Source organism: Bradyrhizobium sp. BR 1432 (genome assembly GCF_051547705.1).
GTDB classification, from domain to species: domain Bacteria; phylum Pseudomonadota; class Alphaproteobacteria; order Rhizobiales; family Xanthobacteraceae; genus Bradyrhizobium; species Bradyrhizobium zhanjiangense.
On sequence record NZ_JBPUGF010000003.1, the window covers coordinates 7072646 to 7089525 of the forward strand.

The 16880-nt window shown below is 64.7% G+C and carries 17 protein-coding genes and 1 pseudogene; 8 read left to right on the forward strand and 10 right to left on the reverse strand.

The features are described from left to right. Positions 1-55: 55 nt before the first annotated feature. The 4 genes from ACSKB8_RS34440 to ACSKB8_RS34455 all read right to left on the reverse strand — a co-directional run bounded on the left by ACSKB8_RS34440 (position 56) and on the right by ACSKB8_RS34455 (position 4223). Positions 56-1240 (reverse strand): serine hydrolase domain-containing protein, encoded by a 1185-nt coding sequence (locus ACSKB8_RS34440; protein ID WP_438108920.1) that lies wholly within the window; start codon positions 1238-1240, stop codon positions 56-58. Between the two features lie 70 nt (positions 1241-1310). Next, complete coding sequence (locus tag ACSKB8_RS34445; protein WP_370986870.1) at positions 1311-2003, reverse strand: GNAT family N-acetyltransferase; 693 nt, start codon at positions 2001-2003, stop codon at positions 1311-1313. 4 nt (positions 2004-2007) lie between these two features. Beyond that, the gene (locus tag ACSKB8_RS34450) at positions 2008-2355 is read right to left on the reverse strand and encodes a Lin0512 family protein (RefSeq protein ID WP_370986869.1); all 348 of its coding nucleotides are present in this window, start codon (positions 2353-2355) and stop codon (positions 2008-2010) included. A gap of 203 nt (positions 2356-2558) precedes the next feature. Further along, positions 2559-4223, reverse strand: coding sequence for an acetolactate synthase large subunit (locus ACSKB8_RS34455; RefSeq protein ID WP_438108921.1), 1665 nt, complete (start codon positions 4221-4223; stop codon positions 2559-2561). A gap of 581 nt (positions 4224-4804) precedes the next feature. Between ACSKB8_RS34455 and ACSKB8_RS34460 the strand changes: the two genes are divergently transcribed. The 6 genes from ACSKB8_RS34460 (at position 4805) to ACSKB8_RS34485 (ending at position 10624) form a co-directional block, all read left to right on the forward strand. After that, positions 4805-5107 carry a hypothetical protein gene (locus tag ACSKB8_RS34460; RefSeq protein WP_091894953.1) on the forward strand — a complete coding sequence of 101 codons (303 nt, stop codon included), beginning with the start codon at positions 4805-4807 and terminating at the stop codon, positions 5105-5107. A gap of 111 nt (positions 5108-5218) precedes the next feature. Next, complete coding sequence (locus tag ACSKB8_RS34465; protein WP_438108923.1) at positions 5219-6961, forward strand: type I secretion system permease/ATPase; 1743 nt, start codon at positions 5219-5221, stop codon at positions 6959-6961. Further along, entirely contained in the window at positions 6958-8283 is a 1326-nt protein-coding gene (locus ACSKB8_RS34470; RefSeq protein ID WP_438108925.1) for an HlyD family type I secretion periplasmic adaptor subunit, read from the forward strand. The genes ACSKB8_RS34465 and ACSKB8_RS34470 overlap by 4 nt, the downstream gene beginning before the upstream one ends. A gap of 9 nt (positions 8284-8292) precedes the next feature. Continuing rightward, positions 8293-9237 carry a hypothetical protein gene (locus ACSKB8_RS34475; RefSeq protein WP_438108927.1) on the forward strand — a complete coding sequence of 315 codons (945 nt, stop codon included), beginning with the start codon at positions 8293-8295 and terminating at the stop codon, positions 9235-9237. Between the two features lie 70 nt (positions 9238-9307). Beyond that, the gene (locus tag ACSKB8_RS34480) at positions 9308-10180 is read left to right on the forward strand and encodes a bifunctional helix-turn-helix transcriptional regulator/GNAT family N-acetyltransferase (protein ID WP_091894945.1); all 873 of its coding nucleotides are present in this window, start codon (positions 9308-9310) and stop codon (positions 10178-10180) included. Positions 10181-10237: 57 nt separating this feature from the next. After that, positions 10238-10624, forward strand: a complete 387-nt coding sequence (locus ACSKB8_RS34485; RefSeq protein ID WP_438108929.1) for an ester cyclase — start codon at positions 10238-10240, stop codon at positions 10622-10624. Between the two features lie 21 nt (positions 10625-10645). Here the strand turns inward: ACSKB8_RS34485 and ACSKB8_RS34490 are convergent, their stop codons facing one another. After that, positions 10646-11866: an MFS transporter gene (locus ACSKB8_RS34490; RefSeq protein ID WP_438108931.1), complete on the reverse strand. Its 1221-nt coding sequence runs from the start codon at positions 11864-11866 to the stop codon at positions 10646-10648. 359 nt (positions 11867-12225) lie between these two features. Between ACSKB8_RS34490 and ACSKB8_RS34495 the strand changes: the two genes are divergently transcribed. Then, complete coding sequence (locus ACSKB8_RS34495) at positions 12226-12684, forward strand: cupin domain-containing protein (protein ID WP_438108933.1); 459 nt, start codon at positions 12226-12228, stop codon at positions 12682-12684. Between the two features lie 76 nt (positions 12685-12760). On the opposite strand, the gene ACSKB8_RS34500 is transcribed toward ACSKB8_RS34495, so the two are convergent. The 4 genes from ACSKB8_RS34500 to ACSKB8_RS34515 form a co-directional block, all read right to left on the reverse strand. Then, positions 12761-13795: a D-alanine--D-alanine ligase family protein gene (locus tag ACSKB8_RS34500; protein ID WP_176945956.1), complete on the reverse strand. Its 1035-nt coding sequence runs from the start codon at positions 13793-13795 to the stop codon at positions 12761-12763. Further along, positions 13792-14820, reverse strand: coding sequence for a putative zinc-binding metallopeptidase (locus ACSKB8_RS34505; RefSeq protein ID WP_438108935.1), 1029 nt, complete (start codon positions 14818-14820; stop codon positions 13792-13794). The genes ACSKB8_RS34500 and ACSKB8_RS34505 overlap by 4 nt, the downstream gene beginning before the upstream one ends. A gap of 191 nt (positions 14821-15011) precedes the next feature. Continuing rightward, on the reverse strand, positions 15012-15413 hold the full coding sequence (locus ACSKB8_RS34510; RefSeq protein WP_438108937.1) for an alpha/beta fold hydrolase: 402 nt from the start codon (positions 15411-15413) through the stop codon (positions 15012-15014). After that, positions 15383-16027: a hypothetical protein gene (locus ACSKB8_RS34515; protein WP_438108938.1), complete on the reverse strand. Its 645-nt coding sequence runs from the start codon at positions 16025-16027 to the stop codon at positions 15383-15385. The genes ACSKB8_RS34510 and ACSKB8_RS34515 overlap by 31 nt, the downstream gene beginning before the upstream one ends. A 134-nt stretch (positions 16028-16161) precedes the next feature. On the opposite strand from ACSKB8_RS34515, the pseudogene ACSKB8_RS34520 reads away from it, so the two are divergent. Continuing rightward, a pseudogene (locus tag ACSKB8_RS34520) lies at positions 16162-16283 on the forward strand (cupin domain-containing protein); the annotation flags it as partial. 16 nt (positions 16284-16299) lie between these two features. Here the strand turns inward: ACSKB8_RS34520 and ACSKB8_RS34525 are convergent. Continuing rightward, on the reverse strand, positions 16300-16878 hold the full coding sequence (locus ACSKB8_RS34525) for a DUF308 domain-containing protein (RefSeq protein ID WP_438108940.1): 579 nt from the start codon (positions 16876-16878) through the stop codon (positions 16300-16302). Between the last annotated feature and the right edge of the window lie 2 nt (positions 16879-16880).

Consider the following 16880-nt stretch of genomic DNA (forward strand, 5'->3'; position numbering starts at 1 on the left):
TCTAGAGGGCGCGATCCCCAAAAAGGATTCGCAGCGTCGGAAGATTTTTTCGGGATCAGCCTCCGGCCGCCTGATAAGCTAGGCGCTTGAACTCGAAGAAGAAGGGATTCCAGAATCCCATGTAGCGCTGGGCCATCAGCACGCCGGCGGTGTTGGCCTCAGGGCAGATCCACCAATGGGTGCCAGCAAGCCCGCCCCACTGGAATTCGCCAATCGAATTCGGCGGATCGAACGACGTCGGTGCGAAGGTGACGGCACCGCCGAGGCCAAAGCCCTTGCCGGGGATCGGCCCGAGATTGGCGAAGCGGATGGTCTGGCCGGCGGGCAGTTGGTTCGTCATCATCTGCCGCAGCGTCTCCGGCTTCAGCAGCGCATCAGAACCGGGCAGCAGCGCGCGCACCAGCGCCAGCATGTCGGCCAAGGTCGAGACCAGACCGCCGCCGCCGGACAACCGCGGCAACGGCCGCCGATAGGCCTGAGGATAAGGCAGATGATCGGCCCGCGTGAGGCCGGGCTTCATCGGATCAAGCACATCAGCGCCGTTATAGAGTGCGACCAGCCTGCCCTGCTGCGCTTCCGGCACGTGGAAGCCGGTATCGATCATGCCGAGCGGATCGAAGATGCGCGCCTTGAGGAAGGCGTCGAGCGGCTGGCCGGAGACGACCTCGACGACACGGCCGAGCACGTCGGTCGCCACCGAATATTCCCAGCCGGTGCCGGGATGATAGGACAACGGCAGATCGGCAAGCCGGTCGATCATGTCGGCGAGCGGCGTCAGCGGATTGAGCACGCGCGCCTCGTTGTAGCCTTTGAACAGCACCGTGCCGGGATCGAAGATGCCGTAGCTGAGCCCGGACGTGTGGGTCAGCAGCTGGCGGATCGTGATCGCGCTCCTCGCCGGCTCGACATCGCTAAGGCTCGCAGCACCCGGCTTCAACACCTTGCGATGGCCGAGCTGCGGCAGAAATTTCTCGACGGCATCATCGAGCCCGACGCGGCCTTCCTCGACCAGCAGCATGATGGCGCAGGTGATGAAGATCTTGGTGTTGGAGAAGGCGCGGAAGATGTGGTCGGGCCGCAGCGCAGTGCTGCTCTCGCGGTCGGCGAACCCGACGCATTGCTGGTCGACGACATCGCGGCCCCGCAGCACCGCCCAGGATGCACCCGGGATGATCTCCTGATCGACGTAACGCTGCATCGCCGTCCGTGCGGCGGAAAAATCTGGTGTCCTGGCGTCCATGTGTTTTCCCCAATGATCGTCGGGTCGGATATAGCGGGAATTCGCGGGAAATGAAGATCCCCCGCGAGCGCTATCCTCCCTTCATGAACGCAGTGACATGCAGGCGACGCCGAATCCGCATGCCCTGCCGCTCGTACAGCGCAATCGCAGACGTATTCTTGGTAAACACGTGCAGGAACGGAAATTCGCCGCGGGCCTCGATCTGCCGCGCGACCGTCGCGAGCAGCGCCTGCGCATAGCCGCGCCCGCGATGATCAGGGTGGACGCAGACGGCCGTCATCTCCGTGAAATTGCCTGGCTTCATCCGCTCGCCGGCCATCGCGATCAGTTCGCCGCCGGCACGGATGCCGAAGAACGTGCCGAGTTCGTGCGTGCGCAGCGCGAATGGACCGGGCTTGGTCAGCTCGGTCAGCGCCATCATGGCAGGCACGTCGGCGGGCCCCAGCGTGACGATCTCGGCATCGCGGAGCGGACTGTCGGCCGGCGATCCGATCATCTGCTCGCCGCTCTCGGCGAGCACGACCTTGAAGCCGGCGGGGACATCGACGGGCTCCGGCGTGAACAATGCAGCGACCTGCGAGCCCGACATGAGATCACCGAGCGCGGCGAAGCTCGCCGCCGACATGTCGACCATGTCGGCAAAGGGCGTCATGTCCACGGGATAGCGCAGCGCGCGCGGGCCGCCTTCGGCCAGATGTTTCTGGCTGGTTGTCAGCGCGCTCCAAATCGGACGATCCAGCAGCGCCACATCGCTGTCGGACACCGGCCTAGTCCTTGTCGAAGCTGACGATCACCGCCGCATTGGCGATGAGAATGGGGTCGTTGGCCACTTCCGTGGCCGAGGGAATCTCCAGCCCGCCCTTGACTGCGTTGACGGTCACCGTGCCGTAAGGCAGCTCCTTGGCGACCGCTTCCTTGTCGACGGCTTCCGGATTCGGCACGCCGATCGTGACGTCGACGTACATGTCGTTCGCGGTCTTGCCGATCATCCGGAAAAATCCGAGGCTCGAATGCCTGATCGCGTCCGACACCGCCCGCTTCGCCGCCTTGGTGGCGTCCCTGCCGTGGACGTCGACGCCCATGCCCATCTCGGTGACACAACGAACGCGAGTCATTTCCTGATTCCTGTCATTGGTTTGGTGATTGAGAGTGTCGGCGATCGGAGATCGCGACACAAGTGAGATCCTCACGTTGGTAGGAGGTCTCAGCCGAAAGCTCCGTCATTGCGAGCGCAGCGAAGCAATCCAGACTGTGGCCGCGGAAAGATTCTGGATTGCTTCGCTGCGCTCGCAATGACGAGTGTGGTGAGAGCATCGACTCACGCCTTCGATTTCTCATGCGCCCGCAGCTCGTCGACAAGCACGCGCACGTTCTCCGAATAATCGATTGGGATCGAGACCAGGTGCACGCCGCCCTCCTTGAAGGCCGCCTCCAGCGTCGGGCCGAAGCTGTCGATGCTCGCGATACGATGCCCCTTGGCGCCGTAGGCCTTCGCATAGACGACAAAGTCCGGATTTCCAAAGGTCATGCCGTAATCGGCAAAATGATCGACCGCCTGCTTCCAGCGGATCATGCCATAGGCGTTGTCCTCGAGCACCAGCACGACGAGATTGAGCTTGAGGCGAACGGCGGTCTCCATCTCCTGGCTGTTCATCATGAAGCCGCCGTCGCCGGCGACCGCGAGCACGCGGCGGTCCGGATGGAGCATCGCGGCCATCATCGCCGACGGCAGGCCGGCACCCATCGTCGCCAGCGCGTTGTCGAGCAGCAGCGTGTTGGCGACACGGGTGCGGTAATTCCGCGCGAACCAGATCTTGTACATGCCGTTGTCGAGCGCGACGATGCCGTTCTCCGGGATCACTTGGCGGATCTCGTGCACGATCCGCTGCGGCGTCGGCGGCCAGCGCGCCTCGGTGGCGCGATCGCCGATGTGACTGAGGATCTCTTCGCGCAACGGCAAGAGCGCCGCCGCCTGCGGCAGCTTGCCTTCGAGCCGGTCGGCGAGCAGCTCCAGGCTCGGGCCGACGTCGCCGACGACCTCGGCGTCGGGAAAATAGACCAGCTCGACGCTCGCCGGCGTGTAGCTCACGTGAATCACCTTCGGCCCCGCCGGCCCCATGATGAAAGGCGGCTTCTCGACGGGGTCGTGGCCGATCGCGACGATCAGGTCGGCGGCATCGATCGCGTCATGGACGTAGTCGCGTTCGGACAGCGCGGCAGTCCCCATATAGAGATTGGTGCCGCCGGGCACGGTGCCCTTGCCCATCTGCGTGGTGAAGAAGGGAATGCCGGTCCGCCGCACGAAGCTTGCGATGCCATGCGTCGACCGCGGACGGCTGGTCGCAGCGCCCATCATCACCAGCGGACGCTTTGCGGTCAGGATCATCTCGGCGGCCCGATCGAGCGCGGCGCGATGGGCGACCGGAATTTCGATCGGGTGAACCGGAATGACCGGCGCGGCGGGCACTTCATCGCCGGCGATATCCTCGGGCAATTCGAGATGCACCGGCCCTGGCCGCTCTTCCATCGCGACGCGAAAGGCATCGCGCACCACGGTCGGGATGCTGGAGGCGCTGACGATCTGCCGCGACAATTTCGTCAGCGGCTTCATGGTCGCGACCACGTCGACGATCTGGAATCGCGCCTGCCGGCTGCTCATGATCGGCTTCTGCCCGGTGATCAGGATCATCGGCATCGCGCCGAGATGTGCATAGGCCGCGCCGGTCGACAGATTGAGTGCGCCAGGCCCAAGCGTCGACAGACATACGCCGGGCTTGCCGGTCAACCGCCCATGCGTGGCGGCCATGAAGGCGGCGGCCTGCTCGTGGCGGGTCAAGACCAGCTCGATCCTGGAGGTGCGGAGCGATTCGACGAGATCGAGATTCTCCTCCCCGGGGACACCGAAGATGCGGTCGACGCCCTCGTTCTCCAGCGCTGCGACAAACAGGTCCGATCCTTTGACTTTGCGATCCTGTCCGCTCATGTTGTCCCCGCTTGCTGTGCTGACTCCTGCATGTCACAGGAAGGGCCTATGGTAGCGGCTCGCGCTGCGGACACAACTCACAAAGCGGCGCGCGACCGCTTTAACATCGTCATGCGAGCGCAGCGAAGCACTCCAGACTTTTTCGGCGGATAGATTTCTGGATTGCTTCGCTGCACTCGCAATGACGGAGTTGTCGAGTGGCGGCATACCTCCCTCTCGTGTCCCGGACGCGCTGCAACGCTCTTGGCGTTGCAGCGCGTCCGGGACCCAGCAGGCCGCGCACTCGCTGATGCATGGGCCCCGGCTCTGCAGCGCATCACTTCGTGCTGCGCAGCGTCCGGGGCACGAGACCGTTACGGCGCGCAGCGCAGTCCGAGGTTTTCTGATTTCCCTTCGCTCCATCCGCGTTGCGAATCTCTTCTGCGAGCTCAGGCGCGCTGCCCTTCCCGGCTCGAAGTTCCTCGCCCAACAAATCAGCACCAAATGGCCGCATATGAGTCCGCAACCTTTGGCGGCGTGGAGGATTCATGGTCAGCGACTCTTCTGTCGCGATCTCAACTGCCAACCTCAAAGGAGTTCACATGGCTCTTCTCGGAAACCTGCTCGGCACGGTCGATGGCCTGCTTGGAACAGCAACGGGTGCGCTGTCAGGCGTCGCCGATGCAGGTGGAAGTGCAACGGCCGGCGCCAGCGGCTCGGTCGATCTGTCCCACACGCTCGATGTGGGAGCGCTGATCGAGACCAACCCCAGCATCGACGTGTCCGCGCCCGGGCTTGCGGGAACCGGCGGCATCGACGCATCGATCTCCGCGCCGACCGCGGTCGGCCTTAGTGCGGACGTCGGCCATCTCGATGTCGGTGGCCTCCTCCACGGTCTGGTCTGAGTAGCAATTCCCCAATGACCGATAGTGACGTGGGGCCTCGGCCCCACGTCACGCCATGCGTAGCCGCCAGCGCCCCGGCGCAGGCTCTTTTGACACCTTAAGGACATTCAGATGGCGGCAGCGCTCTTGACGGTCGCGGACGAGGCGGCGGAGCAGCCCTATCGTCGCGGCGACGACGTGCGCGAGGCGCTGAAGAAGCTCTGGCCACACTTTCTCTGGGCCGGACTGTTCTCGAGCGCGATCAACCTGCTCTACCTCTCTTCACCGCTCTATCTGATGCAGGTCTATAACCGCGTCCTGCTCAATGAAAACATCTCCACGCTCGTTCTGCTCACCCTCATCCTCGCCATCGCGCTTCTGACCATGGCAGGCCTCGACGCCGTCCGCGCCTGGATCCTGATCCGCTGCGGCATACGGCTCGACATGGAGCTGTCGACGCGCGTGTTCGAAGCGCTGGTGGTACGATCGGCCGAGCGCGGCGCCTCGCGTGGCGCCCAGCAGCTGCGCGATCTCGACCAGCTCCGCACCTTCGTGACGGGCTCCGGCATTTATTTTGCGTTCGACTTGCCCTGGATTCCGATCTATCTGCTGCTGCTGTTCTTCATCCATCCCCTGCTCGGCCTCGTCGCCACCATCGGCGCGCTGTTGCTGCTGGGGCTCGCAGGCGTGAACGAGGTCCTGACCCGCAATCCCATGAAGCAGGCCGAGGCGTCCGGCAACCAGTCCTACGTCTTCACCGAGAATGTGCTGCGCCACGCCGACGTGATCCGCGCCATGGGCATGCAGCCGGCGGTCGAACGCAACTGGCAGAGCCAGCGCTCCGCGATGCTGGTGCAGCAGGCGGTCGCCAGCGACAAGAATGCGGTGATGACCTCGTCGATCCGGTTCTTCCGCCTGCTGCTGCAATCCCTCATGCTCGGCGCCGGCGCCTGGCTCGCCATCGACCATGCCATCACGCCCGCGACCATTTTTGCGGCCAGCATCGTCATGGGCCGTGCGCTGGTCCCGGTCGAGCAAGCGGTCGGCACCTGGAAGCAGTTCATCGGCGCGCGCGACGCCTACACGCAGGTGCGCGACCTGCTCGCCACCATCGACCTCTCTACCCCGCAGACGATCGTGCCGAAGCAGCGCAACACGGTCGAGGTGCGCGAGCTGGTCTGCGAATTGCCGTCACGGCCCGAACCGGTGCTGAAAGGCCTGTCCTTCGAGCTCGCGGGCGGGAAGGCGCTCGGCATCGTCGGGCCGAGCGGCTCGGGAAAGAGCACGCTGGCGCGCCTCCTGGTCGGCGCGATGGCACCCGCTGCCGGACGGCTGCGCTTCGGCGGGCTCGACTACAATCACTGGGATCCCGTCGAATTCGGCCGTCATGTCGGCTATTTGCCGCAGGATGTCGGCCTGTTCGCCGGCACCGTACGCGAAAACATCGCGCGGTTCGGCGATGCCTCGACCGACGAGATCATCGAAGCTGCCGTTCGCGCCGGCATTCACGACATGGTGCTCGACCTGCCCCGGCAGTACGACACGCGGCTCGGCGTCGGCGGCGTCGGTCTCTCCGGCGGCCAGCGGCAGCGGCTCGGCCTCGCGCGCGCCCTGCTCGGCCGCCCGCCGCTGCTGGTGCTGGATGAGCCCAACGCCAATCTCGATGGGCCCGGCGAAGAGGCGCTGAAGGCCGCGCTGCTCAGCGCCAAGGCCGACGGCGCAGCCGTCATCGTCATCACTCACCGCACCACGATCCTCGACATCGTCGACGTCATGATGGTGCTGCGAAGCGGCATGCTCGACATGCTCGGCCCGCCCGGCGAGGTCTATCAGGCCTTGCAGCAGCAGGCCGCCGCACGGGCGGCCGCATCATGAGCACGCTCGGTGCAACCTATATCGCCGACCGCGAGCGCGCCCATTACGCGCGGCCGGGACGGCCCGCCCTGGTCGGCGCGATCGTGGTCGGCGCATTCGCTTCGGCCATGACGTTGTGGGGCACACTCGCCCCGATCTCGGGCGCGGCCATCGCCAGCGGCAATCTCCAGGTCGAGGGACGACGCCAGAGCGTGCAGCATCCCTATGGCGGCGTGATCCGCCAGCTTCTGGTCCGCGACGGCGCTCACGTCGAAAAGGGGCAGCTACTGCTCGTGCTCGACGACAGTGATCCCCGCGCCAAGCTCGACGTGCTGGTCGCCGACCGCGACGCCTCGCGCGCGGCGCAAGCGCGGCTGATGGCCGAGCGCGACGGCCAGGCCGCGCCGGAGTTCGGCGTCGATCCGAAGGATGCAAGGCCCGCGCTGCGCCAGGCGATGGCGAACGAGATTGCGATGATGGCCGCGCGAAAGCACCAGTTCGAAGCGGAGACCGCCGTGCTCCGGCGCAAGATCGCCGAGCTGAACGCGCAGATCGACGGCACTCAGGCGCAGCTCACCGGCGCCGAGAAGCAACGCGAATTGCTCTCTGACGAGATGACCGGTGCGCAGCATCTGTATGAACAGGGCTACACGCCGAAGACGCGAATCCTGGCCTTGCAGCGCGAGGACGCCAAGCTCCAGGCCGACATCGGCGCGCAGCGTGCCAGTATCGCCGGCATGCAGCAGCAGATCGCGCAGAACGAGGCCGAGATCGCCAAGGCCGAGCGTGCCCGGATGAGCGAGATCACCGATCAGCTGCGCTCGACCGAAAACAAGCTGGCCGAGCTCGCCCCGAAGATCGACGCCGCGACCGACGTCGTCACCCGTACGCAAATCCGCGCGCCTGCGACCGGATCCGTGGTCGGGCTCGACGTGTTCACCGAAGGCGGCGTGATCCAGCCCGGCGCAAAGCTCATGGACATCGTGCCGTCGGACAATCCGCTGATCGCGGATGCGCAACTCAAGCTGTCCGACATCAACGACGTCACGGTCGGCCGCCGCGCCGAAATCCGGTTGACCGGCGTCAACTATGTCGAGCGGCCCCGCCTCTACGGCACCGTGCGAACGGTCTCTGCCGACCGCGTCACCAACGACAAGGCCGGCGGCCCCGGCTATTACGCCGTCGAAGTCTCGCTGGAGCCGGAGGACGTCAAGAAGTCGCGCATCGAATTGCAATCGGGCATGCCGGCCGAGGTGATCGTGCCGACGCGGCCGCGCACGCTGTTCGAATATCTGTTCGGGCCGCTGCGCGACGAGCTGACCCGCGCCTTCCGCGAACGCTGACGAGGAACAATGGCAGCATCCGAGCAGAACAACCGCCGCGCCGAAAAGGCCGAGATTGCCCGCAACATCACGACGGAAGAGACGGTCGCATTCATGACCGCTCTGGTCGCCTTCCTGAAGGAGGCCGAGGCCGCCGGACATCATGGCAGCAGCGATGCTCAACCGAGACCGGTGGATCTGCCGTCCGCCCCCGCGCACCTTGGCGATCCGACGCCGGCTGAGACGACGCCGGGCGACCGCCAACCGATCTCTGGCGATCAGCATGACGCGAGCGCACCTCCGACGGACGAAACGTCAACAGCGCTTCATGCCGACGTCGCGGCTGCCGCCGTGTCGCATGCCGATGGGGGCGTCGATGTCGCCGCCACCCGGGTCGTCCCGGTCAGCGCGACGGCTCCCGCCGACAGTCACGCCGCGACTCCCATTGCTCCCGTCGCGTCCGATCATCCTGGAGGAATCAGCACCAGCTCCACTCACGCCGAAGTCGCGACCTCCGTCTCCATCGATCCGGCGTCGTCCCTGCACGAGCTCGGCAGCACAATCACGAACCTTGTCGACACCTCGCTGGCGGCGGTGTCGCACACGCTGGACAGTCTGAGCACGACAGTGACCCAGTTGACGTCGGCCGTAACCGGAACGATTGGCCAGCTCACCGACAGTGTCACTGGCCTCGTCGGCGGCTTGCTGCATTCCGTCGGTGGCGACACACATGACGCGTCCACCCCCGACCTGTTCAACGCGCTGGTCACGGATATCGTGAGCACGCCGCCGGCCTCGCATCATGACGGCGCCGCGACGCACCATGCCGATATCAGCGGACTCGATACCGCCGGCGCGGTGCCGATGGCGGCGCTGCCACCGCTGACGATGCATCTCGGCTTTCTCGGGCAGCAGAGCGACAGCCATGATCTTCATGACGGCGCGTTCTCGGCGCTCGGCGTGCATCATTTCTAGGGGCATTCCAAATCGACGCCGAAGGCAGTTTGCGTTGACAGCGGGGCATATCTGACTAAAGTCAGACATTATGCTCGACCCCGTCTCCCGCGTCCGCCGCTTCAACCGCGCCGTCACCTCTGCCGTCGGTGCGCTCGATACCTCGTTCCTGGGGCGTGGCCGGCCGCTCGGGGCGGCGCGGGTGCTCAACGCGATCGGGCACGGACGCTCGGACGTGGCGGAGATCCGCGACTATCTCGGCCTCGACTCCGGGCTGATGAGCCGGCTGCTCCGCAGCCTCGAGGACGAAGGGCTGATCGAGACCAACGCGCGTGAGGACGATGCGCGCCGGCGGATGGCAAAACTCACACGCGCGGGCCGGCGCGAGTTCGCGGCCTATGAGGCGCTGTCGAACGCGCAGGCCGACGGCATCCTGGCGCAACACTCGCAAGCCGAGGCGCTGCTGGCGGCGATGGACCTGATCGCCTCCGCGCTGACGCGCGAGCGAGTCACGCTGGACGAGATGGACCCGCAAAGCGCGGAGGCCCGCCATTGCCTCGGCGAGTACTATGCCGAGCTCGGGCGCCGCTTCAAGCAGGGGTTTGATGTCTCGCGCTCGCGCGATCCCGATGCCAAGGACATGCGCCGGCCGCGCGGCACCTTCATCGTTGCGATCTCGGACACGCTGCCGATCGGCTGCGTCGGATTGAAGGGCACCGATCACGGCTATGCCGAGATCAAGCGTCTGTGGGTGGCGCCCGCCGCGCGCGGATTGCGGCTCGGCCGCCGCCTGATGGATGCGACCGAGGATGCTGCGCGCGAGCTCGGCATCACGCTGCTGCGGCTCGATACCAACAGCGCGCTGCCCGAGGCCGGCCAGCTCTACCGCAGCACCGGCTGGCGTGAGATCCCGCGCTTCAATGACGATCCCTACCCCGATCTGTTTTTCGAAAAGCAGCTGTGACGACGCGAGGCGAATTCGCCTCCTGCTGCGTTGTGCTTGCAGCATGGGAGCTTCCCGATGAACAGCGCCGATCTCGCCGAGACCTATCGCAGCTACATCGCCTGCCTGAACCGGCAGGACTGGCCGGCCCTCGGCCGGTTCGTGCATGACGATGTCGTCCACAACGGCCGGCCGCTCGGGCTGTCCGGCTATCGCGCGATGCTGGAGCAGGATTTCCGCGAGATTCCGGATCTGCGCTTCAACATCGCGCTGCTCACCTCAGATCCGCCCACCATCGCCTGCCGGCTGACATTCAACTGCACGCCGGCCGGAAAATTCCTGGGCCTCGACGTGAACGGCAAGCGCGTATCCTTTTGCGAGCACGTCTTCTATGCGTTCCACGATGGACGGATCCGGCAGGTCTGGTCGCTGATCGACAAGGCGGCGATCGAGGCGCAGCTCTGACGCTGCGCCTCGATCTCGAACTTACGCCGGCACCGGTGCCGCCTCGCCTTGCGGCTTTGCGAAGGGGCGGAACGTCATTGCCATCAGGAAGGCGCCGAGGCCCATCGCCCAGGAGGCGATATAGAGCCAGGCATAGCTCGAGAACGCGTCGTAGATCAGGCCGCCGGCGAGCGGGCCGGTCGCCATGCCGAGGCTGCCGGCCATCGCGGAGCCGCCGATCACCGTGCCCATCATCTTGAGCGGAAAGTTCTCGCGAATGAGAACGGCGTAGAGCGGCATGGTGCCGGCATAGATGAAGCCGAAGACGGCGCCGACCGCGTAGAACGTGGCGAGCTGATGCGCGAAGACATAGGCGAGCGCGCCGAACGCCTGGAGCAGGAGGCCCGACACCAGCACGCGCTTGGCGCCGAAGCGGTCGCCGAGCACGCCGAAGGCGATGCGGCCGCCCAGGCCGGCAAAACCCTCGATGCTGTAGATCGTCACCGCCGCGACCAGCGGAATGCCGCAGCTCACCGCATAGCTGACGGTGTGGATGATGGGACCGGAATGAGTGGCGCAGCAGAAGAAGTTGGTGGCGAGCAGGATCAAGAATTGCGGCGAGCGCAGCGCCTCGCCCATTGACAACTCGCCCTGCGCCGCGCCCTCGCCCTTTGGTGCAGCGGCAGCATGCGCCAGAGCCGGCGGACGGCGCACCAGGAACGAGACCGGGATCATGATGGCGCCGACCACCAGCGCGACGATCTGCATGGAGGTGCGCCAATCGTGGCCGGAGACGAGCCAGGCCGCGAACGGTGCCATCGTCATCGGCGCCATGCCCATGCCGGCCGAGACCAGCGACACGGCGAGGCTGCGTTGGGTCTCGAACCAGCCGGTCACGGTCGCCATCATCGGCGCGAAGATCGCCGCGCAGGCCGCCCCGACCAGGAGGCCGAATACGAACTGGAACACGACCAGCGAGGTCGCATGGCTCGCGGCGAACAGGCTCAGTGCCAGCACCGTCGATCCCGTCAGCACCACCGGCCGCGGCCCGAATCTATCCGTCAGCGTGCCCCAGACCATGCTGGTGAAGGCCATGGCCAGAAAGCCGATCGTCATCGCGCTGGAGATGCCGGTCACCGACCAGCCGGTGTCCTTCGCGATCGGCTGCAGGAACACCGGCAACGAAAACATGCCGCCGATCGCGACGCAGCCAAGCAGGCCGCCGGCGGCGACGATCACCCAGCGGTAGGGGGATTGAGTCATTTTGGTCTCCCGTCAGATCTGTCTGGGTGGAAGACGAACGGGAACAGCGCCGGCCGACAGCGCAACGTCATTTTTGCCGCACGCTTTTGTGACCTGCCAATAAAATGTGCGAAAACAACCCCATGCACAGTAGCCGGCCCCTGCCGGATCAATGACTTACGGCCTTGCGACTGCGGTTTGACGCGTCGGGCAAAACACCGACACAATGGCATCATTCGATAGATCCTGATCTCGTCCACGATTTCTGATCGTGACCATCGGTCCGTCCCTCTCCAGACGCGCGCCGCGCGGCCGCGGCACGCGGCTGTGTCCGACCATGCGCCTTGCCATCTGCTCCGTGAATTGCAGGAAATCCATCGATGCCAAAGATCGATCTCGCCACAGTGCCGGCTCGCAAGGGCTCCGGCTATCCCGCGCCCTTCAGCGCCCCATGCGCCGACCGCATCCGGCAGCGGCTCGGCAATGCCGGAGGCCTGTCAGATTTCGGCGTCAACCTGATGCGCCTGCCGCCGGGCGGCTGGTCGAGCCAGCGGCACTGGCATTCGCACGAGGACGAGTTCGTCTACATCCTTGAAGGCGAAGTGACGCTGATCGAGGACGACGGCGAAACCGTGTTGTGCGCAGGCGACTGCGCGGCTTTCCCAAAGGCAAGCGGCAACGGCCATCACATGATCAACAGGTCGAACACGACGGCCGTCTATCTCGAAGTCGGCTCGCGCTCGCAAGCCGACCTCATCACCTGCTCCGACATCGACATGATGAGCCCGGCATCCGACGGCCGTTTCCTGCACAAGGACGGCACGCCGTATCCGGACTAGGTGGATTCATGAGCCCGCGCAGCCTGCCATCCGGGTCGGGAGATGCAACGACATGCTGCCCGTCTCGCGTTGCCTCTCAGCCTACGGATACGCCCGCCTTTGCCCGGCTAATTCCGAGAGCCAGAATGCGATGCAGCAGGTCCGGGTAGTCAAGTCCGTCGTGCCGAGCCGCTGTAGCGAACTCTTGGCTCTTTGCGATCTCGGGATTGGGGTTCGCCTCGATGAAATACGGCGTGCCATCGGCCGTGAGGCGAAAATCGATGCGCGCGTATCCATCGAGCCCAAGCGCTCGGTAGATGCGCTTTGCGGCTCGCTGAATGCGAGCGGTGACTTCGGGTGCGAGGTCCGTCGCCGGTCCGTCGACTATCCCGACACGCTCCTGATAATCGGTATCGTGCTTGGCTTTTTCGGTGGCGATATGCCGTGACCTGCGCCCGCCCATGCTGCCGAACTTTAGCTCCCAAATGGGCAGAACTCGCAGCCGATTATTGCCGAGCACGCCGACATAAAGCTCCCGCCCCTCGATAAACTGCTCGGCGATGGCGGCGGTTTCGCTCCGGTCGTGGATGAACGCGACCCGCTCTGCGAGCTTCTCGTCCGTATCGACGATGGATGCCTGCGAGATGCCGAAGGATCCATCCAGGTTCAGGCTCTTGACGATCAGCGGCAGCGCGAGATGCGCAGGTCGCTTGACCTTGCGGCGCATCGGGAAGACAGCGAAGGCCGGGACCGCGATCCGGCGATGATGCACCAGCGTCTTAGACAGGTCCTTGCCGCGCGCCAGGATCAGGCCACGCGGGTTGCAGCCCGTATACGGGACCTTCATCAGCTCGAGATAGCTCGCGATGTGCTGGTCATAGGCAACGTTATAGTGGAACTCCTCCAGCAACGTGAAGGCCACGTGCGGCTTGAAGCTCTCGATCTCGTCGCGCACCGGCCTGATTTCCTCCTGCGCGCCGAGGGGGCGAACCTCATGGCCGGCCGCGCGCAAGGTGCTCACCACGTCATATTCTGTTTTCCATTCGTTGATCTGTTGCGCGGTGTATCCGTCGGTCGAGTCCGGTGGCATGAAGTCCGGATGCATGAGCACCAGAATGCGAAGTCGTCTCATAGTGCGATCCATTTGCGGCGCGATGGGCCGAACAGCGCGTGCATGGTCTTGGCGGTCACGAGGACGGTGAAGTCGAGGACGAGCTTCTGCTCCGGTCCGACGGCACGCAGATCGAGCTCGCGGCACCGAGAGATCATGTCGTCAAGCACCGCATCAAGCGTGAGCTGGTTCTCGCCCGTCCACCGCGCGACCAATTGCCTGATTTGGGCACGGTGTCGCCTGATCAAGACCGAAGCCGGTTTTCCACGTTTATGCCGTGAGTCGGCGGAAAAGAGCCTGGAGAGGTCGCGGTCGTAGGTCTTCGGCGGCGTGAAGGCGTAGAACGCCTGCTTCTTCTTGTAATGGTCTTCGAGTGTTTCGCTGAGCTGGCGCAGCGGGTCGACACGCTCTCGCGTGGTGATCAGCGGTCGCTTTCCCGCAATCTCGCCCATCAGCTCGTCGACATATTCGAGTTTCTTCAGCGCTGGCCAACCGGCATATCGCGTCCGCCAGTTCGAGCGCGGCCGCAGCCACACTGCAAAAGTTTCGGCGAAGTCTTCGTCGGGATGGCTCTGCGCGTACCAGAGGCGCAGATGCTGGACATAGCGCCGGCTGGCCGGATTGGGCCGGTAGTAGCGCGGGTAGTGTTTCGATGACGGGCCGAACAGCTGCTGCCAGCGCCGGCGGCGCTGCAATTGGTAGCCGTGCTGCATGGCATGGCCCGCCTCGTGACGGAGGATGGCCATGCACTCGCGCCAAGTTCCACCCTCGACATCGAACATCATCTTCTTCTCGAGCTTCATCAAGCGGGGATGGGCGAGATAAAATGGGATGGCAATGCCGGGAACGCCTGCCGGACTAAACCATTCGCTCGAGATCCATGTATGTGGCCGCAGCCGGATGCCCCGCTCTTCGAGCTCTTCGTGGAGAGTGCGGACACAATCCTCGAGCCAAGTGCCTTCGACCGCAACCCTCAGGCTGCTGAGCCGTTGCTTGAGCAACTGATCATCCGACAGCCGTTCCCAATGATATTTCCGGCGTGGCATAGCGGATCTGGAAGTCCTAACAACCCGGTAGTTAGATGATGTCATAGGATGCTGCTGGCAACAACTCGAGCCTTCGCAACGTGCCGTTGTTCAGCAGCCCGCATCGGCTTCGGGTCATCGGCCGCCATTAACGTCCAGGCGGGACGACTTCCGGTTTGGGCTCGGAAGCCCAACGCTTGTGAGTACATGCCCTAGTTGGCGAGGCCCTGCTTCCCGATCCAATCGTTGACCAGCCTGGCGATGTCGTCGGAGTTGCGGTCCATCATCATCATGTGGGTATTGCCCTTGATCCCCATCTTGGGCAGCTCGAACGTATCGACCTTGCCGCCGGCCGCCGCGATCGCCTGCCCCCATTTCGTCGGATTGACCACGAGCTTCGACCACACCGGGACCTTGTCCAGGAAATCGCCCCACACGATCAGATGCGGCACGCCCTTGAGTTTTGCGGCATCGGCTTTGGCGGGATCAGGCGCGCCTGACGGTTCGACGGCGATCAGCGCCTTGACTTTGTCGGGCGCATTGAGCGCGGCAGTAAAGCCGAAATTGCCGCCCTGGCTGTGCACTACGATGATGCAGGGGCACACCTTCTGCACCAGCGCGTCATAGGCTTTTTGCGTGGCAGCGTCGTTCGTGGCCCAGCGTGGAATGCCCTGCTTGGCGAACTGGTCGAACGCCTCGATCGGGAACTGCTCGCCCTCGAACGCCTCGCGCTTGCCGCCGACCTCGTAGCTCGGTCCGATCCGGAACAGCTCCCACGCTTCTTCTTGGGCCGGAAGAACGGCTCGCTCTTGAAGATTTCAGGATAGCGCGCCCAGGAGGCGCGGCCACGCTCGACCGCATCCGAGACGTAGACGTCATAACCGGCATTGAGGAAGAACTGCTGCCAGCCCGGCTTGCCGTCGGGCTTGGTCTCCCAGGTCACACCGGAGAGGCCGCCGCCGTGCCAGAGCAGCAGCGGCAGCTTCGACTTCGGCTGCGCGAGCTTGACGAACTGGACATACATCTGCTCGACCTCGAACTCGCCGTTCGGATCGACCTTGATCGGCGGCGCGCCGGGCGAGAACACGATCTCCTTCGAGGCAAGCCCGTTCAGCGTCTCGGTGCGACCACCGATGTGGAAGCTGCCGACCTCCTTGACGAGATAGTCGGCCGCGGCCGGCGTTGCTGTTGCGATGGCTGTTGCCAGGGCGATCAGGGTCCTGCGCATGAGGCGCTTCCTCCGTTCTCGATGTTTCTTGTTGGCAGCATTGTTATGCGAAGCGCCGATGCAGGGCAAATTCGGCCGCGCCAACAAAAATTCGAGAATCCCCATGTGCAGTAGCCGCCCCTGCGTTCTCAGTGATTTATCTCGAAGTCGGCTCGCGTTCGCAAGAGGACGGCATCACCTGCTCCGACATCGACATGATGAGCCCAGCATCCGACGGTCGCTTCTGCACAAGGACGGCACGCCGTATCCGGCGTGACGTCAGCAGCGCAGCTTCACATGGCAGCGCTGCGGCGCCACGTGCTGACGGTGAGCCAGACCGCCGAGACCAGGAAGTAGAGCGCGCCGACCGCAGCATAGCCAGCGACGTTCGCGATCGACGGCACTGCAGGCATCGAGGCCTGGAAGATGAAGAAGCCGCCCGCCAGAGCCGACTGGCCACCGCTGAGCACCATGGTCCACTGCGCGCCGAAACGCTTCCAGCGCCGCACGGCCGTGCCGAGCTGAAGCAATCCGGACAGGATCGCCCAGGCCCCGAAGATTCCGAGCACCCAGTTCATGCTCACCTGCAAGGCCAGGATGACCGCGATGGTGGTCGCCAGGCTGACCAGCACGTTGAGGACCTGCGTGCGGTTTTGGGTCACCCCGCCGCTGCAGAGCGCGTCGAGATAATTGGCCGCGGCGTCCCATGCCGGATAGGCGACGAGCAACGTCGCGGTGATCACCGCAGACGACGGCGCGATCGCAAAGGCCGCGATGACCCAGGCGACGGAAAACGCCGCACGCAGGAAATAATAGTGCTTTAGCCATTGTGCATCGTCGGCCGCGTCCAAGACCATCTCACGATCACTCATTG

What these genes read in the sequence shown, in the direction of transcription:
- ACSKB8_RS34440 (WP_438108920.1), bottom strand. Translation starts at nt 1,240, where the DNA reads ATGGACGCCAGGACACCAGATTTTTCCGCCGCACGGACGGCGATGCAG.
- ACSKB8_RS34450 (WP_370986869.1), bottom strand. Translation starts at nt 2,355, where the DNA reads ATGACTCGCGTTCGTTGTGTCACCGAGATGGGCATGGGCGTCGACGTC.
- ACSKB8_RS34455 (WP_438108921.1), bottom strand. Translation starts at nt 4,223, where the DNA reads ATGAGCGGACAGGATCGCAAAGTCAAAGGATCGGACCTGTTTGTCGCA.
- ACSKB8_RS34460 (WP_091894953.1), top strand. Translation starts at nt 4,805, where the DNA reads ATGGCTCTTCTCGGAAACCTGCTCGGCACGGTCGATGGCCTGCTTGGA.
- ACSKB8_RS34465 (WP_438108923.1), top strand. Translation starts at nt 5,219, where the DNA reads ATGGCGGCAGCGCTCTTGACGGTCGCGGACGAGGCGGCGGAGCAGCCC.
- ACSKB8_RS34470 (WP_438108925.1), top strand. Translation starts at nt 6,958, where the DNA reads ATGAGCACGCTCGGTGCAACCTATATCGCCGACCGCGAGCGCGCCCAT.
- ACSKB8_RS34475 (WP_438108927.1), top strand. Translation starts at nt 8,293, where the DNA reads ATGGCAGCATCCGAGCAGAACAACCGCCGCGCCGAAAAGGCCGAGATT.
- ACSKB8_RS34480 (WP_091894945.1), top strand. Translation starts at nt 9,308, where the DNA reads ATGCTCGACCCCGTCTCCCGCGTCCGCCGCTTCAACCGCGCCGTCACC.
- ACSKB8_RS34485 (WP_438108929.1), top strand. Translation starts at nt 10,238, where the DNA reads ATGAACAGCGCCGATCTCGCCGAGACCTATCGCAGCTACATCGCCTGC.
- ACSKB8_RS34490 (WP_438108931.1), bottom strand. Translation starts at nt 11,866, where the DNA reads ATGACTCAATCCCCCTACCGCTGGGTGATCGTCGCCGCCGGCGGCCTG.
- ACSKB8_RS34495 (WP_438108933.1), top strand. Translation starts at nt 12,226, where the DNA reads ATGCCAAAGATCGATCTCGCCACAGTGCCGGCTCGCAAGGGCTCCGGC.
- ACSKB8_RS34500 (WP_176945956.1), bottom strand. Translation starts at nt 13,795, where the DNA reads ATGAGACGACTTCGCATTCTGGTGCTCATGCATCCGGACTTCATGCCA.
- ACSKB8_RS34505 (WP_438108935.1), bottom strand. Translation starts at nt 14,820, where the DNA reads ATGCCACGCCGGAAATATCATTGGGAACGGCTGTCGGATGATCAGTTG.
- ACSKB8_RS34515 (WP_438108938.1), bottom strand. Translation starts at nt 16,027, where the DNA reads ATGCGCAGGACCCTGATCGCCCTGGCAACAGCCATCGCAACAGCAACG.
- ACSKB8_RS34525 (WP_438108940.1), bottom strand. Translation starts at nt 16,878, where the DNA reads ATGAGTGATCGTGAGATGGTCTTGGACGCGGCCGACGATGCACAATGG.